23 protein-coding genes are annotated in these 24,549 nt (G+C 60.3%); 14 read left to right on the plus strand and 9 right to left on the minus strand.

The features are described 5' to 3' along the window. Positions 1–189 precede the first annotated feature (189 nt). Positions 190–663, plus strand: a complete 474-nt coding sequence (locus AB4N33_RS20580) for a glycine zipper domain-containing protein (protein ID WP_460119057.1) — start codon at positions 190–192, stop codon at positions 661–663. A gap of 60 nt (positions 664–723) precedes the next feature. On the opposite strand, the gene AB4N33_RS20585 is transcribed toward AB4N33_RS20580, so the two are convergent. The 3 genes from AB4N33_RS20585 to AB4N33_RS20595 all read right to left on the minus strand — a co-directional run bounded on the left by AB4N33_RS20585 (position 724) and on the right by AB4N33_RS20595 (position 4,553). Continuing rightward, positions 724–1,143, minus strand: coding sequence for an acyl-CoA thioesterase (locus AB4N33_RS20585; protein WP_371051203.1), 420 nt, complete (start codon positions 1,141–1,143; stop codon positions 724–726). Between the two features lie 161 nt (positions 1,144–1,304). Further along, positions 1,305–2,531 (minus strand): 3-hydroxyacyl-CoA dehydrogenase, encoded by a 1,227-nt coding sequence (locus AB4N33_RS20590; protein WP_476458142.1) that lies wholly within the window; start codon positions 2,529–2,531, stop codon positions 1,305–1,307. Between the two features lie 66 nt (positions 2,532–2,597). Further along, on the minus strand, positions 2,598–4,553 hold the full coding sequence (locus AB4N33_RS20595) for a RecQ family ATP-dependent DNA helicase (RefSeq protein ID WP_476458143.1): 1,956 nt from the start codon (positions 4,551–4,553) through the stop codon (positions 2,598–2,600). Positions 4,554–4,805: 252 nt separating this feature from the next. On the opposite strand from AB4N33_RS20595, the gene AB4N33_RS20600 reads away from it, so the two are divergent. Beyond that, the gene (locus tag AB4N33_RS20600) at positions 4,806–5,867 is read left to right on the plus strand and encodes a S8 family peptidase (RefSeq protein ID WP_476458144.1); all 1,062 of its coding nucleotides are present in this window, start codon (positions 4,806–4,808) and stop codon (positions 5,865–5,867) included. Between the two features lie 26 nt (positions 5,868–5,893). Here the strand turns inward: AB4N33_RS20600 and AB4N33_RS20605 are convergent, their stop codons facing one another. Then, positions 5,894–6,397 carry a polysaccharide deacetylase gene (locus tag AB4N33_RS20605; protein ID WP_476458145.1) on the minus strand — a complete coding sequence of 168 codons (504 nt, stop codon included), beginning with the start codon at positions 6,395–6,397 and terminating at the stop codon, positions 5,894–5,896. A gap of 303 nt (positions 6,398–6,700) precedes the next feature. Between AB4N33_RS20605 and AB4N33_RS20610 the strand changes: the two genes are divergently transcribed. Together AB4N33_RS20610 and AB4N33_RS20615 are read left to right on the plus strand one after the other, a co-directional pair. After that, positions 6,701–6,988: a hypothetical protein gene (locus AB4N33_RS20610; RefSeq protein WP_476458146.1), complete on the plus strand. Its 288-nt coding sequence runs from the start codon at positions 6,701–6,703 to the stop codon at positions 6,986–6,988. A 129-nt stretch (positions 6,989–7,117) separates the two neighbouring features. Continuing rightward, a complete protein-coding gene (locus AB4N33_RS20615; RefSeq protein ID WP_476458841.1) occupies positions 7,118–7,972 on the plus strand; it encodes an EamA family transporter in 855 nt (284 codons plus the stop codon). A 75-nt stretch (positions 7,973–8,047) separates the two neighbouring features. Here the strand turns inward: AB4N33_RS20615 and AB4N33_RS20620 are convergent, their stop codons facing one another. Both AB4N33_RS20620 and hslO read right to left on the minus strand, forming a co-directional pair. Further along, positions 8,048–9,589 carry a phosphoenolpyruvate carboxykinase gene (locus tag AB4N33_RS20620; RefSeq protein ID WP_476458147.1) on the minus strand — a complete coding sequence of 514 codons (1,542 nt, stop codon included), beginning with the start codon at positions 9,587–9,589 and terminating at the stop codon, positions 8,048–8,050. 179 nt (positions 9,590–9,768) lie between these two features. Next, a complete protein-coding gene (gene hslO / locus AB4N33_RS20625; protein WP_460119072.1) occupies positions 9,769–10,671 on the minus strand; it encodes an Hsp33 family molecular chaperone HslO in 903 nt (300 codons plus the stop codon). 104 nt (positions 10,672–10,775) lie between these two features. Here hslO and AB4N33_RS20630 point away from each other — a divergent pair, with 104 nt between their 5' ends. Beyond that, positions 10,776–11,576 carry a phosphatase PAP2 family protein gene (locus AB4N33_RS20630; RefSeq protein ID WP_476458148.1) on the plus strand — a complete coding sequence of 267 codons (801 nt, stop codon included), beginning with the start codon at positions 10,776–10,778 and terminating at the stop codon, positions 11,574–11,576. A 122-nt stretch (positions 11,577–11,698) separates the two neighbouring features. Here the strand turns inward: AB4N33_RS20630 and AB4N33_RS20635 are convergent, their stop codons facing one another. Continuing rightward, entirely contained in the window at positions 11,699–12,106 is a 408-nt protein-coding gene (locus AB4N33_RS20635) for an RNA-binding S4 domain-containing protein (protein WP_460119075.1), read from the minus strand. Between the two features lie 115 nt (positions 12,107–12,221). On the opposite strand from AB4N33_RS20635, the gene rimA reads away from it, so the two are divergent. Genes rimA through rimK form a run of 3 tightly spaced genes read left to right on the plus strand, consistent with a single transcriptional unit; the run spans position 12,222 to position 14,400 of the window. Further along, entirely contained in the window at positions 12,222–13,001 is a 780-nt protein-coding gene (rimA, locus tag AB4N33_RS20640; protein WP_460119077.1) for a S6 modification regulatory phosphodiesterase RimA, read from the plus strand. Between the two features lie 17 nt (positions 13,002–13,018). Continuing rightward, a complete protein-coding gene (gene rimB / locus AB4N33_RS20645; RefSeq protein WP_460119079.1) occupies positions 13,019–13,498 on the plus strand; it encodes a retropepsin-like aspartic endopeptidase RimB in 480 nt (159 codons plus the stop codon). Continuing rightward, complete coding sequence (gene rimK / locus AB4N33_RS20650; protein ID WP_065257794.1) at positions 13,495–14,400, plus strand: 30S ribosomal protein S6--L-glutamate ligase; 906 nt, start codon at positions 13,495–13,497, stop codon at positions 14,398–14,400. Before rimB ends, rimK begins: the two co-directional genes overlap by 4 nt. Positions 14,401–14,482: 82 nt before the next feature. Here the strand turns inward: rimK and AB4N33_RS20655 are convergent, their stop codons facing one another. Together AB4N33_RS20655 and ompR are read right to left on the minus strand one after the other, a co-directional pair. Further along, complete coding sequence (locus tag AB4N33_RS20655) at positions 14,483–15,796, minus strand: ATP-binding protein (protein WP_460119081.1); 1,314 nt, start codon at positions 15,794–15,796, stop codon at positions 14,483–14,485. Between the two features lie 103 nt (positions 15,797–15,899). Next, positions 15,900–16,640: an osmolarity response regulator transcription factor OmpR gene (gene ompR, locus AB4N33_RS20660; protein WP_192307465.1), complete on the minus strand. Its 741-nt coding sequence runs from the start codon at positions 16,638–16,640 to the stop codon at positions 15,900–15,902. A gap of 359 nt (positions 16,641–16,999) precedes the next feature. Here ompR and AB4N33_RS20665 point away from each other — a divergent pair, with 359 nt between their 5' ends. The 6 genes from AB4N33_RS20665 to tauC all read left to right on the plus strand — a co-directional run bounded on the left by AB4N33_RS20665 (position 17,000) and on the right by tauC (position 24,437). Next, entirely contained in the window at positions 17,000–19,324 is a 2,325-nt protein-coding gene (locus AB4N33_RS20665; RefSeq protein ID WP_460119084.1) for a Tex family protein, read from the plus strand. Next, the gene (locus tag AB4N33_RS20670) at positions 19,324–19,707 is read left to right on the plus strand and encodes a PaaI family thioesterase (protein ID WP_460119086.1); all 384 of its coding nucleotides are present in this window, start codon (positions 19,324–19,326) and stop codon (positions 19,705–19,707) included. Before AB4N33_RS20665 ends, AB4N33_RS20670 begins: the two co-directional genes overlap by 1 nt. Before the next feature lie 281 nt (positions 19,708–19,988). Continuing rightward, positions 19,989–21,572 (plus strand): glutamate--cysteine ligase, encoded by a 1,584-nt coding sequence (gene gshA, locus AB4N33_RS20675; RefSeq protein WP_476458149.1) that lies wholly within the window; start codon positions 19,989–19,991, stop codon positions 21,570–21,572. 246 nt (positions 21,573–21,818) lie between these two features. Continuing rightward, on the plus strand, positions 21,819–22,796 hold the full coding sequence (tauA, locus tag AB4N33_RS20680; protein ID WP_460140526.1) for a taurine ABC transporter substrate-binding protein: 978 nt from the start codon (positions 21,819–21,821) through the stop codon (positions 22,794–22,796). Positions 22,797–22,812: 16 nt separating this feature from the next. Continuing rightward, entirely contained in the window at positions 22,813–23,607 is a 795-nt protein-coding gene (gene tauB / locus AB4N33_RS20685; RefSeq protein ID WP_476458150.1) for a taurine ABC transporter ATP-binding subunit, read from the plus strand. Beyond that, positions 23,604–24,437, plus strand: a complete 834-nt coding sequence (gene tauC, locus AB4N33_RS20690) for a taurine ABC transporter permease TauC (protein WP_476458151.1) — start codon at positions 23,604–23,606, stop codon at positions 24,435–24,437. Before tauB ends, tauC begins: the two co-directional genes overlap by 4 nt. Positions 24,438–24,549: the final 112 nt, after the last annotated feature.

Consider the following 24,549-nt stretch of genomic DNA (forward strand, 5'->3'; position numbering starts at 1 on the left):
CAAAAAAGGCCGTTTTCTCACAAAAACGGCCCTTCCGAAGTAGCTAAAGACCGACGAAAAAGCATTAAGTTCCGCATAGAAAACAGTAACTTATAGAAATGTGCTGAAGTCGTGTTACTCGTCGGATTTCGATTGTCACACCCCAGACACAGCGTCAGGATCGCGTCGTCATCCCCTTGAGGTTCCTCCATGAAGTTCTCCTCGATTCTCTTGTTGTCCCTTGGCCTGGTTAGTGGCATCGCCTCTGCCGGTGGCACCACCGAAGCAGGTGTGGGCGGCGCATTGGGCGGGGTTCTAGGCTCGGTCGTCGGTCAATCGTTAGGCGGCAACACAGGTTCAACCATCGGCGCGGCCCTGGGTGGCGCGGGTGGTAGCGCCGTCGGCGCAGACAAACGCAGCCGTGGCGAAGCAGCCATTGGCGGTGCGCTGGGCGCGGCAGGCGGTAACGTGGTCGGTCGCAGCCTGGGTGGCAGCACCGGCAGCCTGATCGGCTCTGCCGCAGGCGGTGGCGCCGGTGGCGCGTTGGGTAACTATATGGGCAACAAAAGCGATGACGACGATGACGATCGTCGTGGTGGTCGCTACTACCGTGACGGCCACCATGATCGCGGGCACCACTATGGCCATCGCAAGCACAAGAAGTACTACCGTCACCGTGATTGAGACCGGTTGTGTTTCAGGTCAAAAATCGCAGCCTCAGGGCTGCGATTTTTTTTGCCCGGTTTAAACGACCAAGCGCTCGAGGGCCCCGCGCAACCCGGCAGGAATGGCCACGGGCTGATTCGACGCCCGATCCACAAATACATGCACGAAGCGCCCGGCCGCGCAGGCTTCGTCTTCCCCCGCCTTGAACACCGCCAGCTCGTATTGCACCGAACTGTTGCCCAGCTTGGCCACGCGCAGACCGATCTCTATCCGGTCGGGGAACGCGATGGAAGCAAAGTAATCGCAGGCCGAACTTACCACGAAACCGACGACTTCACCGTCGTGAATGTCCAGGCCACCGACTTCGATCAGGTAGGTGTTCACCGCAGTGTCGAAAAAGCTGTAGTAAGTCACGTTGTTGACGTGACCGTAGGCATCGTTGTCGTGCCAACGGGTGGTGATGGGTTGGAGGTGGGGGTATTCAGTGCGTAGCGGCATCAATGTGGGTTCCTGAGTGAGTTCGCTAGTCTAAGACGAAATAGGCGTTATCGTTCATCGTCGGAACGCAGCCCGGAGCAAGCCCTCCCCCAATGGATGCGCTACACCCTCCTGTGGGAGCGGGCTTGCCCGCGATAGCGCCCTCACAGGCGCCATGCCAATCATTGCTCAGCAAACCCCTTGCCCTGCGCCGCCAATTCACCAATCAATCGCGCAGGCTGCCAGTGATCGCCCTGCCGGGTTTCCAACGCCAGCAGGCGCGCATGGATGTCCGCCAGGCCCTGCCGATCTGCCCAGGCCATCGGCCCACCCTTGTCCGCCGGGAAGCCGTAGCCATTGAGATACACCAGGTCGATGTCATGGGCAGACGCCGCGACGCCTTCCTGGAGGATCTTTGCCCCTTCGTTCACCAGCGCCAGCAGGCAACGCTCGAGAATCTCCTCAGGCGCAATCTCACGCCGTTGATAGCCCAGGCTTTCGCTGACTTCCAGCACCAGCGCATCCACCACAACATCGTGCTCGGCCTGACGACTGCCCGCTTCGTAGTGGTAGTAGCCATTGCCGCTTTTCTGGCCAAAACGTCCCATTTCACACAGGCGGTTATCCACCTGCACCTGCGGCGCATCCTGTCCGACACCCGCCAATTCCCGCGCGCGCCATTGCAAATCGATACCGACCACATCGAACATGCGAAACGGCCCCATGGCGAATCCGAAGCCCTGCAATGCGGCGTCGACCTGGTAGGGTAAAGCGCCCTCGAGCAACATCTTGCGGGTCTCCAGCACGTAGGTATTGAGCATGCGGTTGCCAATGAACCCATCGCAGTTACCCGCCACCACACTGACCTTGCCCATGCGCTTGCCCAGCGCCAGCGCGGCTTCCAGCACTGCTGGCGCGGTTTGGGCGCCGCGTACGATTTCCAGCAGTTTCATGATGTGTGCCGGGCTGAAGAAATGCAGGCCCAACACCTGTTGCGGGCGGCGTGTAGCGGCGGCAATCGCATCGATGTCCAACGCCGAGGTATTGCTCGCCAGGATGGCTTCGGGCTTGAGCAGGCCATCGAGCTCACGGAAGATTTTTTGTTTGAGTTCAAGGTTTTCGTAAACCGCTTCGATCACCAGGTCGACGTTGCGAATCGCGATGTAATCGACCGCCGTCTCGATACGGGCAATACGCGCATCCGCTTCGACCTGGTCGATCCGGCCCTGCCGAACGTTGTGCGCCAAGGTATCAGCCACGGCGGCCAGTGCCTGCTCGAGCATCTGCGGGTTGTTATCAACCCACTGCACCGGTACCCCGGCGTTGATCAGGCACATGACAATGCCACGGCCCATGGTGCCTGCACCGATGACGGCGGCGCGCTGAATGTTGTATGGCGTCTGGCTCATTTTTTGTTGTTCTCTCGTGTGAAGACAGGACGGCGTAACAGGCACCACCTTAAACGTTTGCGGGATTTATGCGTGTGATGTCAGGTATTCAGCGAATGGATGCCCCTCAACCCACTCCCGCACTTCGCCATAGGGATACGCCTCCAGTGCCGCGAACCCCACAATCGACCGCGCCTTGAGTTTGGTGAACAGTGGCACGCTGATCCCGCACAAGAACCGCGTCATTCGTTCGGCAGAAGGTACGCCACCCGAATGCTGCTGGTGCCTGCGGATGAAATCACCACACAACGCCTCGAAACTCTTTTCCACAAGCGCGGGTAGCTCCGCAGGCTCCGGCAATCGCGCCACTTGCCCATGACACACTGAACAATGTCCACATCGCCGCGGTGCGTTTTCATCGCCAAAGTACTCGGCCAGGCGATAACCCAGGCAGCGATCAGTGGCGAATAACGCCAGCATGGCGTGGATGCGTGAGATTTCGGTGCGCTCGTGCCGAGTGAACCCGGCGTGCAGCTCAGCACTCAGGGCCTGACTGTCGAAGTCGGTTTGCAACAGGCTGTAGACCTCCGTCATCTGCTTGCTTTCAAGCTCGACCCATCCCTTCTCCTGGAAGTAATCCAGCGCCTTGACCACCCGACCGCGCTCGGCGGAAAACTGCTCGTAGAGTGCGTCAAAATTCACTGTGGCCCAGGTTCGAGCGCGGGGTGAGGTCTGGATGATCGCCGCCACGAAGTCCCTGCGCTCACCCTCGAAACGGGCCAGCAGATCTTGCGGCTCAAGCAAATACTTGAAACGGTACTCAGCGTAATAGGCATAACGCGGTGCGATGATTCCACGCAACTCCAACTGCACCAGCAGGGTTTTGAGCGGCAACTGTCGAATGTTGCTCTGGTCGGCCAGTGGACCCAGCAGAAACTCCCACTGCCCTGAAGGCGCGGCGGCCTGCAATTCGTCCAGCACGCAACGAATGCCGCTCAGTTCCGGCGTATCGCCGTAGACGAAGTTTTCCAGCACATTGAGGCTGTCACGATTAGCCAGGACGAGGCAGTCCGACGGCAGCCCGTCGCGCCCTGCACGGCCGATTTCCTGGCTGTAGTTTTCGATGGACTTCGGCAGATCGAAATGCACGACGTTGCGGATATCGCTCTTATCGATACCCATGCCAAAGGCAATGGTTGCGACGATGCAATTGGATTGCCCAGCCATGAAGCGCTTTTGAATCGCTTCGCGCTGTTCGTGCGGCAAGCCGGCGTGATACGCCTGGGCTTGAATGCCGTTGCGCTCCAGGTGCTCTGCAACCTGCTCGGCGGTTTTCTGCTGGGTGACGTAGACAATGCTCGGCTGACCGGTGCGTGGTTGCATCCACTCGACCAGGCGTCGGCGCTTGTCCTGACCGCGTACCGGCTCCACCAGCAGATTGAGGTTGGGGCGGTAGAAACCGGTGGTCACCACGTCTGCGGGGGCAATGGCGAACCTGGCCTGCATGTCCGCAATGACCTTGGGCGTTGCGGTGGCAGTGAGCAGCAGCACTTGAGGGATCTTGAACTGACGTTGATAGTCGGGAAGCTTGAGGTAATCGGGGCGGAAGTTGTGGCCCCACTCCGAGATACAGTGAGCCTCGTCCACCACCAGTAGCGAGAGCGGCACCTGTTGCAGAAAATGCCGGAAGCGCTCGTTCTTCAGCCGCTCCACGGAAATCATCAGGATCTTCAATTCGCCGGATTTGGCGCGGGCCATCACTGAACTCGCATCCTCGCGGCTCTGGGCGGAATCGATGCTGCCGGCCGCGATGCCGTGACGCTGCAGAAACGCCAACTGGTCCTGCATCAACGCCAACAGTGGCGAGACGACCAACGTGAGATGCGGCAGCAACACGGCCGGCAGTTGGTAACACAGTGACTTGCCTGAACCGGTGGGAAAAATCGCTGCTGCCGAGCGCCCGGCGAGCACCGCGCTCACCGCTGCCTCCTGGCCAGGCCGAAACTGTGGATAACCGAAAACCTGTTCCAGGGTGTTGCGCATGAGCTGCCACTCCTTTGACCGCTGCGATGCCCAAAGCCTAGCCGGGGTCGAGCAAAGGTCAGGGTTGAAAACGATACGGGATGATACCGCGTCCGCCAGACCACGCCTCGGCCACAGGTTGAAACACACGGGGCACTTGGCCTCCATGACGTGCCTACCCCTTCCGCCGTTAAGGTTCAGCTTCCAAAAAACTCAGCGCGCACCGCGCCGTGAACAACCTGATGTCTGCGGATACTTCTTGAAGGAACGATCATGCCTCGCCACCCCTTGTTGCCATTCATCCCTGCACTTGCACTGCCTCTTTTATTGAGCGGGTGCCTGACAAACCCCGCAAAGCCATCCCTCGATACGACCCCTTTCGAAACCATCGAATACAGGGGCCAGCAAGGCCTGGCGGTGGTCAAGGCTTCAAGCCTGTATGCGCGAGGGGGGACCGGGCAGGGCAAGATCGTCGCGCTGGTCGACTCGGGCCTGAACCAGACGTTGACGGAATTCGAGGGCCGAGTCGCCAACCCCGGTCATGACTTCGTCGAGGACCGCCCTGGCACCACCGACCGGGTCGGTCACGGCACCCAGATGGCCGGTATTCTCGCCGCCAACAAGGATGACCAGGGCATGCATGGCGTGGCCTTCAATGCCCAACTGATCCCTTATCGCTTCGGCGACAACAACGAGCCGTTTTTCTTCGACAGCGAGATCGCCAAATCCTGGCGATACGGATTCAATCATGGCGCGTTCATCATCAACAACTCGTGGGCCAATGCCATACCGGCGACAGAGATCAATGAAGCGCGCTACAACCAGGTCATGCCAGAGTCATTGAAGGTCGCCAGGGACATGGTCGAGGATGGCGCGGTGTTCGTGTTCCCGACCGGTAACGAGCTCAAGCGAGAACCATTGGCCGAACCTGGCTTGCCGCTCGCGCTTCCCGAGCTGGAGAAAGGCTGGATCGCGGTCGTCGCGCTGAAAGCCGACGGCACGGCCATCAGCGCGAAATCCAACTATTGCGGCGTGGCAGCGGCCTGGTGCATCGCGGTTCCCGGGGGAGATGCGGGTGAACAGGGGCTGTTGACCACCAGCAAAGATGGCAAATACGTACGCACCGCCGGCACCTCACCGGCGACCGCGATGGTCAGCGGCGCGCTGGCAGCCTTGCACAGCCGCTATCCGCAAATGACCGCGCAGCAGGTACGCGAACGTCTGCTGGCCACGGCAAATCGAACGGGCATCTACGCCAACAGCGAGGCCTACGGTCGTGGGTTGATGGATCTTGAGGCGGCCTCGCGCCAGGATCCGCAACCCGTGGTCAATTGAAAGGCGAAAGACGGGTGGCAGGAGCGCTAGGGCACTAACACCGCCACCCGCAATTGCTCATTCAGCGACTGTTCGTGGAGCGCCTGACTCTTGCTCGCCCAGGCAGAGTGGGCCTGGCTGATGTTGCCGGTGAACGCAGCTGCCAACTGACGCAAATCCGCGATGCTTCGCGCACGTGGACAAAACGATTCGCCGTCACAGTTCTGGCTGGCGTGGCGGTAGGTCGTCAGTAACCGGTCCCACAGCCCGTCGCGCACCTGCCGCACGGACTTGAGCCTCAGCGTCTGGACACCCAGACGCTGCTTCAATCCTTGTTCGTCCAGTGCCTCACTGGCCATCAGTGCCTTGCCGAACACCAGCACCTCGGCTCGGGTTGCGGTGTCCCTTTGTGCCTGAGTGGCGAGCGCGTCCGGCCACGACGCACGCTCCATGTTCGCGAGCACCATCGAGGTCGCCGAATCAGCCCCACCCGCCCCACGCCAAACACCTGCCCACAACAACAAAACCGAGGCCATTCTTAGCCACTTCATCCTTGATTCCCTTTAAGTGCGAGCGGACATTAGCGAAATGTCCCACATCATTTGGCGCGCACCATACAGGGGTTTTCGGCTATCCGCCTGACAAACCCGAGGGAGATTTCACCTATAGGGGTTTAACTGTGGAAAACCATCAGCCTATGTAGGGCCATTCCGTAAAAACCAGTAAAACCCCCTACGAGCGCTGTCGATTGCGACCGTCTTGCTGCTGGGTGCCTGGCGCTTCATAGTTTTCCTGCGGCCGACAGTGAATCGGCCCACCGGCGAGACTGCCAGACTCTCCAAAGGAATGCTTCGATGAACATGCCTGATGCACGCACTCCCCGCTATCGCCCCCTCAAATCCAGCTACAGCGACACTCCGGTGCTGGTCATCGATAGCGATGCCGACCCCCACGAAATTCTCGATGCCGCCCGCCAACGTATCCGCGCCGCCAGCGACCTGCTCGAAACCCTGTATTGCCTATGTTTCAAACAGGCTGACGCCAGTGACATACCTAACATTGTCAGCGCGTTGTACCTGTTGACCCAGGATGGGAGTGAGCTGCTGGATGTCGCCCGCCAGCAGTTAAACGCACGGAAATGATGTCTGTAGCGTAAAGTCGCCCTCGACATGCTCTATCGGGCGATCAAGGCCCAACGCTGGGACACCGAAGCGCTTGAAGGCTTGCAACGCGCCGACGCACAACGATAAGGACTTGGTTTGGACGTACTGATGGGGTTGTTGGCCGCCGTGCTCTGGGGCGGTACGGATTTTCTGGTGGGTATGAATGCCCGTGCGGTGGGGGTCAAGCGTGCGGTGTTTTTTGGCCAGGCATTGGGCTTCAGCATCATGAGCGTGCTGCTGATTGCATGTCCCATGCTCATTCTCAAGTCGATGTCAGCATCCGTGGAGGTCTGGCTGTTCGGCGTGGTCGCCGCTGTGCTGACGGTGTCCGGGGCGCTGGCCTTGTCCAAAGCGTTCGCCCTGGGCAAGGCGTCCATTGTTGCGCCACTGGTGACGTCTTATGGTGTGGTGACCACATTGTTGTCCTGGGCCGGCGGCGAACAGATCAGCTTGTTGCAACTGCTGTGCATTGCCCTCTGCGTGACCGGGGTGGTGCTGTCGAGCATCCATGACGACTCGAAGATCCCGCACAGCACCCAGGCCAGCCGCTCGATTGCTTATGCGCTATTGGCGGCGTTTTTTTACGGCACCAGTTTCTGGCTGCAGGGCCATTTCGTGCTCCCGGCTTTGGGGCCGGTGATGATGCTGTGGCTGGCGTACCTGATCGGCTTGATCGTGCTGGTGGTTATCGTGCTGAGGCTAAAAGACGGGCTGAAAATTCCAGCCCTGAGAAACTGCCTGACCCTGACCGGCGCCAGCCTGATGAACCTGGGTGGGTTCTCGTCGTTCGCCTGGGGTACGGTGGCAGGCTCGGTTTCGGTGGTGACCGTGATCAGTACACTGTCCGGAGGCATCGCGGCGATTCTGGGGTATGTCTTCTTCAAGGAGCGACTGGGCAAAGTCCAGGTGTTGGGTGTGGTGCTGGTGTTGATCGGGGCGTTCGTTTTGCACCTGAAGACTTGAGCCACAGGCCTTCAGGAGGGATCGCGCACAAAAAAGCCGCCCCTGAGGGCGGCTTTTCAGTGCAGCATGTCGATCTTACAACTTCGGACCTGCAGCCTTGATGGCGTCGCTCACGTCGAACTTCTTGAAGTTCTCGATGAACAGGCCGGCCAATGCCTTGGCGGCTTCGTCGTAGGCAGCCTTGTCGGCCCAAGTGTTACGCGGGTTCAGCAAGTTAGTCTCAACACCCGGTACGGCTTTTGGCACGTCGAGGTTGATGGTGTCCAGGTGCTCGGTCTCGGCACCGATCAACGCGCCGCTCTGGATCGCTGCGATCACGCCGCGAGTGGTCGGAATGTTGAAGCGTTTGCCGACGCCGTAGCCACCACCAGTCCAGCCGGTGTTGACCAGGTAGACCTTGGAGCCGAAACCGTTGATGCGCTTGATCAGCAGCTCAGCGTATTCACCAGCCGGACGCGGGAAGAACGGTGCGCCGAAGCAGGTGGAGAAGGTCGACTTGATGCCGCCGCCCGAACCCATTTCGGTCGAACCGACCAGCGCGGTATAACCGGAAAGGAAGTGGTAGGCCGCCTGCTCGTTGTTCAGGATGGATACCGGAGGCAGCACGCCAGTCAGGTCGCAGGTCAGGAAGATCACTGCGTTCGGCTCGCCGCCCAGGTTCGCTTCGGAACGCTTGGCAACGTGCTCCAGCGGGTAAGCCGCGCGGCTGTTCTGGGTCAGGCTGACATCGGCGTAGTCGGCGTGCTTGGCATCGTCGATCACGACGTTTTCCAGTACCGCGCCATGCTTGATGGCTTTCCAGATGACGGGCTCGTTCTTCTCGGACAGGTCGATGCACTTGGCGTAGCAGCCGCCTTCCATGTTGAAGACAACGCCTTCACCCCAACCGTGTTCGTCGTCACCGATCAGGTAACGGCTTTCATCGGCCGAGAGGGTGGTCTTGCCGGTGCCGGACAGACCGAAGAACAGGGTCACGTCGCCCTCTTCGCCGATGTTGGCCGCGCAGTGCATAGGCAGCACGTCGGCAGCGGGCAGCAGGAAGTTCTGCACGGAGAACATGGCTTTTTTCATTTCACCGGCGTAACGCATGCCAGCAATCAGCACTTTCTTCTGGGCGAAATTGAGGATCACGCAACCATCGGAGTTGGTGCCATCACGCTCAGGCACGCACTCGAAGTTGGCCACGTTGAGGATTTGCCACTCATCACGACCCGCCGGGTTGAACTGCTCGGGGTTGATGAACAGGCAACGACCGAACAGGTTCTGCCAGGCAGTCTGGGTAGTCATCTTCACGGGCAGGTAGTGGTCGGCCGCCGCGCCTACATGAACGTGGGAAACGAAGTGCTCTTGCGCATTGTTGAACGCCTCGACGCGAGCCCACAGGGCATCGAACTTGTCGGCGGGGAACTTGCGGTTGATCGGGCCCCAGGCGATAGCGTCCTGAGTGGACGGCTCTTCAACAATGAAACGATCAACTGGCGAACGGCCGGTACGGTGACCGGTACGAACCACCAGCGCGCCTGTGTCGGCAAGCTCGCCTTCACCGCGGTTCAGGGCTTCTTTAACGAGTTCATCGACACTCAGATCGGTGTACACGGCGTTATTGGCTTGCGTCATGAGGTTCCCCGTCGGCCAGTGGCCGAGTGCTCCAAACGTGTTGTAGTAGAAAGTCGTGCACTACTACCGCGAAAAAAGTGGGCCGGATTATGCCAGAAACGCCCAAAAAAAGTAGGGCCCTCCCGTCGTAACGGCGTTATTCCGGCACAAACCAGTGAATTTACCTGCGCTGAACCGTTTTAGTGACGGGTATCTGACGGCGTCTCAACACCCGCGCCGACGAATAATTGAGCAACGTCGGCGGCATCGAACAGGTAACGCTGGTTGCAGAATTGGCAATCGACCTCGATGTTGCCACCGTGTTCGACGACCAGATCCTGCGCATCTTCAAGACCCAAACTGACCAGCGCATTGGCAGAACGTTCGCGCGAGCAGCTGCAACGGAAGCGCAAACGCTGCGCATCGAACAGGCGAACCTGTTCTTCGTGATACAACCGGTGGAGGACGGTTTCGTTGTCCAGGCTCAGTAGTTCATCGGCGGTCAGGGTAGTGGCCAAGGCCGTGAGGTGCTGCCAACTGGCCGCGCGGTCTTCTTCGTCTTTCAGGCGGTCGGCGGGCAATTGCTGCAGCAGCAGGCCACGGGCGCGACGGCCATCGGCGTAAAGCCAGAAACGCGTACCGACCTGTTGCGACATGACGAAGTAGTTGGTGAAGCACTCGGACAAGGTTTTGCCATCCAGGTCGACAATGCCCTGATAGCGCTGGCCCTGGCGAGGGTCGATAGTCAGCGCCAGTACGCCGTCGGGCATCAAGTCGGCCAGGGTCGCGTCCGGGGCGATCCGGTCCGCCTCGTAACGGGCCAGACCACGGATTTCCCGTTCGCTGGAGCATTCGATCATCAGCAGGGGAATCGGGCCTTCCGAGCGGGCCTGGAGAATCAACAAGCCATCGAACTTCATGGCACCGACCAGCAACGACGCCGCGGCCATCAACTCACCGAGCAGTTGCGCGACCGGTTCCGGATAGGCGTGCTTGGCGAGGACTTCGGCGTAGCTGAGCTCCAACGAAACCAGTTCGCCACGGGTGTCGCTGTCATCGAAGATGAAGCGTTGGGTGTAATCGGTATCCGGTAAATCGGTCATAGGTCTGGGTATCTAAAGTAATGACAAAATGATGACAAAGCATGAAGATTGCGCCCCCCGTAGCACCCTGTCGGTGCGCGGTGTTTCGCCAAGGGAGGCATTTTATGAACAATCCGGGTTTGTTCCAAGCAAGGTGGAACTTGCGCCGGTTGGCGCTCTGCAATCTCGTGCCAGTGGCACTGCTGGCCTTCTGGTTATGGCCTACGGGCCAGATGTTGTGTGTGCTTTTCGACGAGTGGCTGTATCACCTGCTCAATTCTCCACTGGCCACTAACCCGATATGGCTCCACGTTTGGGCAATTGCAAGTCTGCGACCTTTCGACGCTGTGGTCGGGGTGATTCTGTTGACCTTGCTGATCAAGGGCGATTGGGTGTTCAAGACGGGCGACGTGCGTCAGGCGTTTTTCGGTTTCTTCGGCATTCTGCTGTTGCTGTTGTTCATCCGCATGCTGTTCTCCAAGCTGACCGGCTACATGGGCTGGCAGCACAGCAGCCCGTCGATGATGATCGACAGCGCCGTCCGCATGAGCAACTACTTCCCGGGGCTTGAAGCCCGCTGGGAGTTGAAGGACCGCTCGACCCAGAGCTTCCCGGGCGATCACGCTTCGGTGCTGCTGATCTGGGCACTGTTCATGACCGTTTTCAGCCGCACGGCCTGGCAGACCGTGGTGATCTGGGCCCTTGCGGTGCTGTTCATGATGCCGCGGCTGGTAGCCGGTGCGCATTGGGGCCAGGACGATTACATCGGTGGCGTGTTGATGGCAGTGTGGGCGTTGGGCTGGGGGTATTACACCCCGTTTGCCTATCACGTATCGACGTTTTTGCTGAAGGTGACCGCGCCGCTGTTTGGGCTGTTGGAGAAGCTGCCGCTGGTGTCGCGCATGAGTGTGGTGCGTAGCGGTTGATTTGAGCGAGTGCTGCGCACTCGATCGCGAGCAAGCTCGCTCCCACATACAAGCGTGCCTCGCTCTTGTGGGAGCGGGCTTGCTCGCGAAAGCGGCGGCCCGAACACCACAGAACAACAGGCCTACTCTTCGTTGCTACTCCCGCGAAACTTGAACAAATCGCGCCGCTGCTTCTTGCTCGGCTTGCCATCGGTACTGACACCCAGCGCTCCTGCCTTGCGCATCGCCGCGGCGGCTTCGCGCTTGGCGATACTCGCCTCGGTTTCGGCGTACAGCGCCTGCGCTTCGGGCGCACCACGGCGCACGATCGACAGCGCCTGAACCACAACCGTGCGTTCATCGAAACCGGTACGAATTTCGAACTCATCACCCACCCGCGGCTCCTTGCCCGGCTTGCAGCGCTCGCCTCGCCAATGCACCTTGCCGCTTTCGATCGCGGCCTTGGCCAGTGCACGAGTTTTATAGAAACGCGCCGCCCACAACCATTTATCGAGACGAACCTTGTCGTCCTCTTCGCTTTTTTGTGCCACTTGAATTCCTCTCTCCGCCAATAGTCAGAACTGTACTACCGTTTCTGTCGGGCGCAAGAACTCGGCTCTCCAGATAGACTGTCGACTAAGCCGGACCACGGCATGGAGTGATCGAGTGACCCAATTTCCATCTTCATTGACATCGCCACAGGGCGGTTGCCGGGGCTGCCAGCAAAGCGAGCCCCTGGATTTCGACTTCGCCTTTGCCTACCAACCGATCGTCGACCTCAGGGATCAGTCGATCTTTGCCCATGAAGCCCTGGTGCGCGGCGTTGCCGGAGAAGGTGCGCTGACCGTACTCGAACAGGTCACAGACGCCAATCGCTACCGCTTCGATCAGCTCTGCCGGACGCGCGCCATCGAAGGTGCGGCCGGTATCAACATGCAGACACACTTGTCGATCAACTTCATGCCAAATGCCGTGTACCGTCCTGAACTGTGCATTCGCAGCACCCTGGAAGCGGCGAGAAAACACAATTTTCCGCTTGATCGGCTGATTTTCGAAACCCTGGAAAACGAGCACGTAGATAACTATCGCCATTTGACTAATATTCTGCGTGAATACCGCGAATTCGGCTTCAAGACTGCCATCGACGATTTCGGCGCGGGTCATTCCGGGCTCAACTTGTTGGCTGACTTCCAGCCGGACCTGATCAAGCTCGACATGGCCTTGATCCGCGATGTGGACCGCGATCGCGTTCGACAGGTGATCGTTCGGGGGATTGTCACAATCTGTGCGGAGTTGGACGTTACAGTCGTTGCCGAAGGCATCGAAAGCGCTGGGGAGCGCGACTTCCTGGCGGATTGTGGAATTTATCTGATGCAGGGCTACTGGTTCGCCAGGCCCGCATTCAAAGCGATGGCTCAGGTATCGCCTGACGCCTGGAAGCGTTAACCGTCGGTTTTTCCCTATTGAAGACATTTGACCATTTGACCGTTGTCGGTCTGCGCGAGTGGGTGGCGCTCCCGGATCTGGGAGTGGCGGGCCTGCGCGCCAAAATCGACACTGGCGCCAGCACCTCGAGCCTGCATGCCACCGATATCGAGCCGTTCGAGCGCGATGGCGAAAGCTGGGTGCGTTTCACCGCACACCTTGGCACGGTGGTGCAATTGCGTCACAGGCGTTGCGAGGCGCCCCTGGTGACGATGAAAACCATCAAAAGCTCCAACGGCCATGCGCAAAAGCGTTACGTGGTCAGCACCACCCTGGCCCTCGGTGATCGGGTATGGCGGGTGGAGTTCACTCTCGCCTGCCGCAAATCCATGCGTTATCGCCTGCTGCTTGGCTCCAAAGCCCTGATCGACGGCCAGTTGGTAGTCAGCCCGGGCGTCAAATATGTACAAGACAAGCCGGTGTTCCCGGTATCTACCTCCTCCACAGGTGTTGCATGAAGATCGCTGTGCTGTCGCGGAACCCGCGTCTGTATTCCACTCGTCGTCTGGTCGAAGCCGGTACTGAACGTGGACATGAAATGGTGGTGATCGACACCCTGCGCGCCTATATGAACATCGCCAGCCACAAGCCGCAGATCCACTACCGCGGCAAGCCGCTGGAAGGTTTCGACGCAGTGATCCCGCGGATCGGCGCGTCGGTGACGTTTTACGGCTGCGCCGTGTTGCGTCAGTTCGAAATGATGGGAGTGTTCCCCCTCAACGAATCCGTCGCCATCGCCCGCTCCCGGGACAAGCTGCGTTCGTTGCAGTTGTTGTCACGCCGGGGCATCGGCTTGCCGGTGACAGGATTTGCCCACTCCCCGGATGACATTCCCGACCTGATCGACATGGTCAACGGCGCGCCGCTGGTGATCAAAGTGCTGGAAGGCACCCAGGGCATCGGTGTCGTGCTGTGTGAAACCGCGACGGCGGCGGAGTCGGTGATCGAGGCGTTCATGGGCCTCAAGCAGAACATCATGGTTCAGGAGTACATCAAGGAGGCCGGCGGCGCGGACATCCGTTGCTTCGTGGTCGGCGACAAGGTGATCGCCGCCATGAAGCGCCAGGCCAAGCCAGGGGAATTCCGCTCCAACCTGCACCGCGGTGGCAGCGCCAGCCTGATCAAGATCACGCCGGAAGAACGCATGACCGCGTTGCGCGCCGCCAAGGTGATGGGGCTGACGGTGGCGGGGGTGGATATCCTTCGTTCCAATCACGGCCCGTTGGTGATGGAGGTGAACTCGTCGCCGGGCCTCGAAGGGATCGAGACCACCACCGGGAAGAATGTGGCGGGCATCATCATCGAGCATTTGGAGAAGAATGGTGGGCCGAACATGACACGGACCAAAGGAAAGGGTTGAGGAGCAGCTTCGAGCTGCAAGATGAAGCGGCGAGATGCTCGGCTTTTTCTTGCCGCTTGTAGCTTGCAGCTCGAAGCTGCTCCTATACCGCATCCCTGGGCAACATCAACCCCAACGGCAACCGCACCCGCGCTTCCAGCCCGCCGCCGGCGCGGTTGCGCAGCTCGACGTTGCCGCCATGCATCGAAGCGATGCGTTTGACGATTGCCAGGCCCAAGCCGGTGCCCTTGCCACCCCGGGCACGATCACCCCGTGTAAACGGATTGAAGATCGCTTCCAGCTCCGCCGGGTCGATCCCGGCGCCACGGTCCATCACGCTCAGTACCACGTATGGTGCATTCACATCGCCGGACACATGCGCCGCCACTTCCACGCCATTGCCCGCGTGATGCAGGGCATTGCCGATCAGGTTGTTGAGCAGGCGCTTCATCGACACCCGGCGCAATGGAAATGGCTGTATCGGCTCCAGACGAAGCCTGACTTTCTCTTCGTTCTGGTTGTACGGCGCGGCGACTTCACGCACCAGGTCGGTCAAGTCGACCTCTTCCACCGACTCGTCGCGGCCGTCGCGGATAAACGCCAGGAACTGATCGAGAATCGCGTCCATGTCCTCGATGTCGCGGACCATGTCGTCCGTCAAGTCGGTGCGGTCACCCATCAACTCCAGCGACAGGCGCAACCGGGTCAGCGGTGTGCGTAAATCGTGGGAGACCCCCGCCAGCATCAGCTCACGTTCGCGGCCAGCCTGTTCGACGTCTTCGGCCATCTGGTTGAAGGCGCGATACACCTCGGTCATCTCGCTGGGCGTATCGCTGATCGGCAGGCGCACACTGCGGCCCTGGCCAAGTTGCCGGGCGGCGTATACCAGACGCTTGAGCGGTTGGTTGAGCTGACTGACGAAGATCCACGCCGACGCAGTGGACAGCAAACCGATGGCGAGGAACCAACCGAGCACGTTCCAGATTTTTTGGCCGCGCAGCGGATGCGGGTATAGCGGCACTTTCAACCAACCATCGCCCAGGCTCGGGGCCCGAACCCACAACGCTGGCGGCGAGTGCATGCGCAATCGTACCTCGGTGTCGGCGCCCAGTTCCGCCTGCATCTGGCGCTGATAGATCTCGCTGTAAGGCCAGTGCTGCTCGCCTTCCGGCACACCGGCACCGACCACGCGGATCAGGGTCGCGGCCTCGGCGATCTTGTCACGGTTGTTTTCATCGGCAGCCCAATAGGCACGCAGCGTCAGGGCAACGCCGTGGCTGTATTGGCGGTCCACCAGCACGTCTTCGTTCATCAGCAGATAAACCAGGGTCAATGCTTTGGAGAACAGGACGACGATCAGCACCAGCCACAGGGTGCGGGAGAAGAAACTCTGGGGGAACCACACGGGGGTTTTCATGGATAACCGCTACACACTTGCAGGAGCGAGCGATGCTCGCACATTGCGGATTGCGAGTCTGCGGACAACTGCATCCGCATGACCCGCTCCTACAAATCGCCAATCACTTGGTGGCGGCGCCATCCGGAACGAACACGTAGCCAACACCCCAGACGGTCTGGATATAACGCGGCTTGGATGGATCAGGTTCGATCATCCGACGCAGACGAGAGATCTGCACGTCGATGGAGCGCTCCAGCGCATCCCACTCACGGCCACGGGCCAGGTTCATCAGCTTGTCACGGGTCAGTGGCTGACGCGCGTTCATCACCAATGCCTTGAGTACCGCGAACTCGCCGGTAGTCAGCATATGCACTTCCGCACCGCGCTTGAGTTCACGGGTGGCCAGGGACAATTCATAGTCACCGAAGGTCACACTTTCCTCTTCGCTGCCGGGCGCGCCTGGCACAGGGGCCGACTGCCGACGCAGAACCGCCTTGACCCGGGCCATCAGCTCGTCCGGGTTGAACGGCTTGGCCAGGTAATCGTCGGCGCCCAATTCCAGGCCCTTGATACGGCTCAGCTCGTCGCCCTTGGCGGTGAGCATGATGATTGGAATCTGATTGTTCGCGCTGCGCAGACGGCGGCAGGCGGTCAGACCGTCTTCACCGGGCAGCATCAGGTCGAGGACAACCAGGTTGAACACTTCACGCGCCAGCAGGCGGTCCATTTGTTCGGTGTTCGGGACAGCGCGTGCGCGGTAGCCCTTGCTGACGAAAAAACGCTCCAGCAGGCTGCTGAGCCCCGGGTCGTCGTCAACGATTAGAATTTTTTCGCCTTCAGCAATGTTTGCAGTGCTGCTCATTGGATGCTCCTTTGATCTCGGCGCGCATTATGGCGTAGCTGCCGTTATACGCACCGTGTGCATTGTTAGCAGATTTTTCCTTCACCGCCAGAAATACGGGCATTGTGCCTACACCCCGTGATGCACCCGAATGACAGAACGCTGGTTATAATGCGCGGCCATTTGTGTCAGGCAATGCCTGATTCCTGTTGCCGCGGCTCTCGTTTATCTTTCTGGCCGCCGCAGTAATTGTTCGATTTCACGGGTCAACGGGATGCCTGTTGATCCAGGCAGCGGTGCTCGCCAGGCCGCTCAACCAGACTCGCCGAGCCCTGTTTACGTGCCAGCGAGCCTGCTTTCACAATTTGTCAGGTGGTTTTATGGACAGCATCAACAGCCGCATCGCCGAGGAACTCGGCGTACGCCCACAACAGGTCGAAGCGGCCGTCGCGCTACTCGATGAAGGTTCAACCGTTCCCTTCATCGCCCGTTACCGGAAAGAAGTGACCGGCAGTCTCGATGACACCCAGCTGCGTCACCTGGAAGAGCGCCTGCGTTACCTGCGAGAACTCGACGAACGGCGTATCAGCATCCTCGCCAGCATCCAGGAACAGGGCAAACTGACCCCGCAACTGGAGCGCGACATCAAGCTCGCCGACACCAAGACCCGTCTCGAAGACTTGTATCTGCCGTACAAGCAGAAGCGCCGCACCAAGGGCCAAATCGCCCTGGAAGCTGGCCTCGGCGAGCTGGCGGACAGCCTCTTCAACGACCCGACCTTGACCCCGGACACCGAAGCCGCCCGCTTCATCGACGCTGAAAAAGGCGTGGCCGATGTGAAGGCCGCCCTCGAAGGTGCCAAGTACATCCTCATGGAGCGCTTCGCCGAAGACGCCGGCCTGCTCGACAAGCTGCGCAACTACCTGAAGCAGGAAGCCATCCTCAGTGCCCGCGTGATTGCCGGCAAGGAAGAGGAAGGCGCCAAGTTCCGCGACTACTTCGAACACGACGAACCGCTCAAGAGCATGCCGTCGCACCGCGCCCTGGCGATTTTCCGTGGCCGCAACGAAGGCATCCTCAGCTCCGCGCTGAAAGTGGGTGATGAATTGCCAGGCACGATGCACCCGTGCGAAGGCATGATCGGCCAGCACGTCGGCATCCAGAACCAGAACCGTGCGGCCGACAAATGGCTGGGCGAAGTGGTGCGCTGGACCTGGAAGGTCAAGCTCTACACCCATCTGGAAACCGACCTGCTCGGCGAGCTGCGTGACGGCGCGGAAACCGAAGCGATCAACGTGTTCGCCCACAACCTGCACGACTTGCTGCTGTCGGCCCCGGCCGGCCCACGCGCGACCCTGGGCCTGGACCCGGGCCTGCGCACCGGCTGCAAGGTTGCCGTGGTCGATGCCACCGGCAAGCTGCTGGATCACGCGACCGTCTACCCGCACGTGCCGCACAACAAGTGGGACCAAACCATCGCAATCCTGGCTGCCCTGTGCGCCAAGCATTCGGTGGACCTGATCGCCATCGGCAACGGCACCGCCAGCCGTGAGACCGACAAGCTGGCGATCGAGCTGATCAAAAAATACCCAGCCATGAAAATGACCAAGGTCATGGTTTCCGAGGCCGGCGCATCCGTGTACTCGGCATCGGAACTGGCGGCCAAGGAATTCCCGGACCTCGACGTGTCGATCCGTGGCGCGGTGTCGATTGCACGTCGTTTGCAGGACCCACTGGCGGAGTTGGTGAAAATCGATCCGAAATCCATCGGTGTCGGCCAGTACCAGCACGACGTATCGCAGCTGAAACTGGCGCGCGGCCTGGACGCCGTGGTCGAAGACTGCGTAAACGCCGTGGGTGTGGACGTAAACACCGCTTCCGTCGCATTGCTGGCACGCATCTCCGGGCTCAACGCGACGTTGGCGCAGAACATCGTCAGCCACCGAGACGAGCACGGCGCGTTCAAAACCCGTGCAGCGCTGAAGAAAGTCGCTCGCCTGGGCGAGAAAACCTTCGAACAGGCAGCCGGTTTCCTGCGCGTGATGAACGGCGATAATCCGCTGGATTCGTCGGCGGTTCACCCGGAAGCCTATCCACTGGTACAACGCATAGCGGCTGAAACCGACCGCGATATCCGCTCCCTGATCGGTGACGCCGGTTTCCTCAAGCGCCTCGACCCGAAGAAGTACACCGATGAAACCTTCGGTCTGCCGACGGTCACCGACATCCTGCAAGAATTGGAGAAGCCAGGCCGCGACCCACGTCCGGAGTTCAAGACTGCGGAGTTTCAGGAAGGCGTCGAAGACCTCAAGGACCTGCAGCCTGGAATGATTCTCGAAGGCGTAGTCACCAACGTGACCGCCTTCGGCGCATTCGTCGACATCGGTGTGCATCAGGACGGTTTGGTACACATCTCTGCACTTTCGGAGAAGTTCATCAAGGATCCGCGCGAGGCGGTGAAAGCCGGCGATGTGGTGAAAGTGAAGGTCATGGAAGTCGACATCCCGCGCAAACGCGTAGGCCTGTCGATGCGCATGGGCGACACACCTGGCGAAAAAGTCGACGGTGCCCGTGGCTCGCGTCCGGGTTCGGCGCCGCGTCAGTCGTCGAACAACGCACCGCGCAAGGAAACCACGGCGGCGGCCCCGGCCAACAACGCCATGGCTTCGTTGTTCGCCAACGCCAAGCAGTTGAAAAAGCGTTGATGGACATCCCGGCCGGGCTGACCGAAAGCGCGTTTTTCAAGTTGCTGGGCTGTCGTTTGCACAGCCTGGAAGCCGGGGTAGCGCAAGTCGCCCTGGCACTTGAGCCGCCGCTGCGTAATCGCGGCGGCAAGCTGCATGGCGGGGCGTTGTTCAGTCTGGTGGACATTGCCATGGGGTTGGCGTGCTCCAGTACCCACGGTTTTGACCAGCAGAGCGCCACCATCGAATGCAAGATCAACTACATTCGCGCGGTTAGCGACGGTGAAGTGATGTGCACGGCGCGGGTGATTCACCCGGGCCGCCGCACGTTGGTGGTCGAGGCCGAGGTGATGCAGGGCGACAAACTGGTCGCAAAAGCACAAGGCACGTTCGCTGTGCTGTAGCTAGTCGCCATCAATTTGAGTTAATTTCGCTGTAACGCCTTTCCCCATATTTGTAGGAGCGAGCATGCTCGCGATGGTAGGCCGGACACCGCTGGGTGTCAGGCAGCCAACGTTATCGTTGACCTCCATCGCGAGCATGCTCGCTCCTACAGTAGAGAGGATGCGCAGATTTTGATCAAACAGCGACAAAAACCAGGCGAAAACGCCAGTTTTAACTTCACCCTTGTAGACCGTCCTGCCCACCCCCATATTGGGGCGACTGACGCGTGAAGGAATCCAACTTGAGCGAACTTCTCAACCGCCGCCTGGCCCTGCTTGGCGAGCGCGCTAACCTCTCTCTGCTCGAACAGTGCCTTCACGGCATCGAACGTGAATGCCTGCGCGTGACCAGCGAAGGACGCTTGGCGCAAACGCCGCACCCCGAAGAATTGGGTTCCGCGCTGACCAACGAACAGATCACCACCGACTACTCCGAGTCGCTGCTGGAGTTCATTACTCCGGCCCTGCCCGACCCGGCGGACACCCTGGCGAGCCTGGACAAGATTCATCGTTTTGCCTACAGCAAGCTCGGCAACGAGTACCTGTGGAGTCCGTCGATGCCGTGCCCGCTGCCGGCCGAGGAAGATATCCCGATCGCCTATTACGGCACCTCCAACATCGGCCAGCTCAAATATGTCTACCGTAAGGGCTTGGCCCTGCGGTACGGCAAGACCATGCAGTGCATCGCCGGGATTCACTACAACTTTTCCCTGCCGGAAAAGCTCTGGCCGCTGCTCAAGGAAACCGAAGGTTTTGTCGGCACCGATCGCGACTATCAGTCGTCGGCTTACATCGCCCTCATCCGCAACTTTCGTCGCTACAGTTGGCTGCTGATGTACCTGTTCGGTGCTTCGCCAGCGCTCGATGCCGGTTTTCTGCGCGGTCGTTCGCACCAGTTGGAACAACTGGACCCGGACACGCTCTACCTGCCGTATGCCACCAGCCTGCGCATGAGTGACCTGGGTTACCAGAGCAACGCCCAGGCCGGCCTGACGCCGTGCTACAACGATCTGGCGAGCTACACCGACAGCCTGCGCCAGGCAGTAGCCACGCCGTATGCGCCGTATGTAGAGATCGGAACTCATCAGGACGGTGAGTGGGTTCAACTCAACACCAACATCTTGCAGATCGAAAACGAGTACTACTCCAACATCCGCCCGAAACGCGTGACCTACACCGGCGAGCGGCCGATCCAGGCGCTGATGGCCCGTGGCATCCAGTACGTCGAAGTGCGTTGCCTGGACATCAACCCGTTCCTGCCGATGGGTATCGACCTCACCGAATCACGCTTCATTGACGCGTTCCTGCTGTACTGCGCGCTCAATGACAGCCCACTGCTGACCAACTATTCGTGCGGCAATGCGACGTCGAACTTCCTCAGCGTGGTCAAGGAAGGTCGCCGCCCAGGCCTGCAACTGCAGCGTGACGGTCAACCGGTCGCGCTCAAGGAATGGGCGGGTGAGTTGCTGGAGAAGATTGCGCCACTGGCGGCATTGCTGGATCAGAGCCACGGCGGCGACGCCCACAGCAAGGCGCTGGATGCGCAACTGGCCAAGGTCAAGGATTCGTCCTTGACCCCTTCGGCCCAGGTGTTGGCCGCCATGGCAGAGCACAAGGAGAGTTTCGCCCAGTTCTCCCTGCGCCAGAGCCAGGCTCACGCTGAGTATTTCCGCAGCGAGCCGCTGAGCCTCGAAGACCAGACAGCATTCGAAGAACGCGCGCGGGCGTCGCTGGCCGAGCAGGTGGAGCTGGAACAGCACGAAGTCGGCGATTTCGATGTGTTCGTCGGGGCGTACCAGGCGAGCATTCTGGCGATCAGCAATTAGATCCCGAGAGGTCCTGCGGACCTCATCGCGAGCACGTCGAATCGTCGCACCGTCGCTCCTACAGGGGATTTGTGGCGTCCACAGATTTTCTGTAGGAGCAGCTTGCTCGCGATGGCAACGCCGCGCAGCCACGCCTAAAATCCACCAACGCTAAGCTAATTCTAAAAAGTTATTTATTTTAGAATTCTTAGATCATTTAGTCTCCTTCTCACGCCGATCCTCGGTCGCCTGACAAGGAGCTTTCCCATGAAACTGCACTTCCCCCTTCGCCTCCTGGCGGCCGCCTCGCTGGCCGCTGCGAGCTTGTTTGCTCAGGCGGCCGACCTCACCGTCGCCTACCAGACCACCGTCGACCCGGCCAAAGTCGCTCAGGCCGATGGTGCTTACGAAAAGGCCACCAAAGCCGACATCAACTGGCGAAAATTCGATAACGGTGCCGACATCATCGCCGCCATTGCCTCGGGTGACGTGCAGATCGGCTACCTCGGCTCCAGCCCCCTGACCGCCGCCATCACCCGCAAGGTCCCGGTGCAAACCTTCCTCATCGCCACCCAGATCGGCGCCGCCGAAGCCCTGGTCGCGCGTGACGGTTCCGGGATCAAGACGCCTCAGGATCTGGTCGGCAAGAAAATCGCCGTGCCATTCGTATCCACTGGACACTACAGCCTGCTGGCCGCTTTGAAGCACTGGAACATCGACCCGTCGAAAGTCACCGTGCTCAACCTTGCGCCGCCAGCCATCGTCGCCGCCTGGAAACGCGGTGACATCGACGCCACCTATGTTTGGGACCCGGCGCTCGGCGTAGCCAAGGAAAACGGCAAGGTGCTGATCACCTCGGGTGAGTTGGCCAAGTTCGGCGCACCGACCTTCGACGCCTGGATCGTGCGCAAGGACTTCGCCGAGAAGCACCCGGAGATTGTCACCGCGTTCGCCAAAGTCACCCTGGACGCCTACGCCGAATACCGCAAGGACCCGCAAGCCTGGCTCGCCAACCAGAGCAACGTCGACAAGCTGGTGAAGCTGTCCGGCGCCAAGGCCAGCGACATCCCTCTGCTGCTGCAAGGCAACGTCTACCCGCTGGCGGCTGATCAGGTGAGCAGCCTGGGCGCACCGACCACCAAAGCCATCACCGACACCGCTGTGTTCCTCAAGGAGCAAGGCAAGGTCGAGGCCGTGCTGCCGGACTACGCGCCCTTCGTCAGCGCCAAGTTCATCACCAACTGATCGGGAGTACATCGCGATGGCCTTGCTACAACTGGAGCGCATCAGCGCACAGTACCCCGGCAGCCCGGAGCCGGTGCTGGCGGATATTTCCCTGAGCCTGGGGCCCCGGCAGTTGCTGGTGGCCCTCGGGCCGTCCGGCAGTGGCAAGACTTCGCTGTTGAACCTGATTGCCGGGTTCGTCGAGCCCAGCGCCGGGCGCATCACCCTCGATGGTGTGCCGGTCAAAGGCCCGAGCGCCGAGCGAGGTGTGGTGTTTCAGGACGATGCCTTGCTGCCGTGGCAGGACGTGCTGACCAATGTCGGTTTCGGCCTGGAACTGGCCGGCGTACCCCGGGAGCAACGCGAAGCGCGCGCCCGGGAAATGCTGACGCTGGTTGACCTGTCCGGTTTCGAACACCGGCGCATCTGGCAGCTTTCCGGCGGACAGAAGCAGCGCGTCGGCCTGGCGCGCGCCCTGGCCGCAGACCCACGTGTCTTGCTGATGGATGAACCCTTCGGCGCCCTTGATGCCTTCACCCGCGAACAAATGCAGGAGCTGCTGTTGCAGGTGTGGCAACGCGCCGCCAAACCGGTGTTCCTGATTACCCATGACATCGAAGAAGCGGTGTTCCTTGCCACGGACCTGATTCTGTTGGCGCCCAACCCCGGGCAAATCGTCGAGCGCCTGCACCTGGACTTCGGCCTGCGCTACGCAGCCGGTGAGTCGGCGCGCTCGATCAAGTCCGACCCACGCTTCATCGAAACCCGCGAGCACGTTCTGGGCAAAGTGTTCTCGCAACGCAGCGCGGTTTTGCTGCAGGAGCGCGCATGAGCAGCTATGAGATTCCAGCCAGCGCGGTCAAACCCGACGCAACCGTCATTGCACTTCGGCGCAGTCTGAGCACACGCTGGATCAGTGTCCTGACCCTGATTGCATTGCTTGTCCTGTGGTGGGCTGTCACTGCTACGGGGCTGATCGAACCTTTGTTCCTGCCGCCACCGGCCGCCGTTTTGCAAAAAGGCTGGCTATTGGCAACCTCCGGCTACATGGATTCCACGTTGTGGCAACACTTGGGCGCGAGCCTCGGTCGGATTGGCCTGGGCCTGGGCTTCGCGGTGTTGACCGCCGTGCCCGTCGGTATCGCGATTGGGGCCAATCGCATTGCACGCGGCATCCTCGACCCTTTGATCGAGTTCTATCGCCCGATTCCGCCGCTGGCCTATTTGCCGCTGATTGTGATCTGGTGCGGCATCGGCGAGCTGTCGAAAGTCCTGCTGATCTACCTCGCGATTTTCGCGCCGATTGCCATCGCCACCGCCACCGGCGTGCGCACCGTCGACCCGGCGAAATTGCGCGCCGCGCAGTCCCTGGGCGCAACCCGCGTGCAACTGATTCGGCATGTGATTTTGCCGAGCGCCCTGCCAGACATCCTGACCGGCGTGCGCATCGGCCTGGGCGTCGGCTGGTCGACGCTGGTCGCCGCCGAACTGATCGCCGCTACCAGCGGCCTGGGCTTCATGGTGCAGTCGGCTGCGCAGTTCCTGGTCACCGATGTGGTGGTGCTGGGAATTCTGGTGATCGCGCTGATCGCCTTCGCCCTCGAAATGGGCCTGCGTGCACTGCAACGCAAGTTGGTGCCATGGCATGGCCAGGCGCATTGAACACTGAACAACGAACTCCCCATGTTGGAGCGAGCTTGCTCGCGATAGCGGAGTGTCAGCCGCACAACTGTGCCTGATTCACCGCCATCGCGAGCAAGCTCGCTCCTACAGA

Source organism: Pseudomonas sp. S1_E05, from assembly GCF_056337105.1.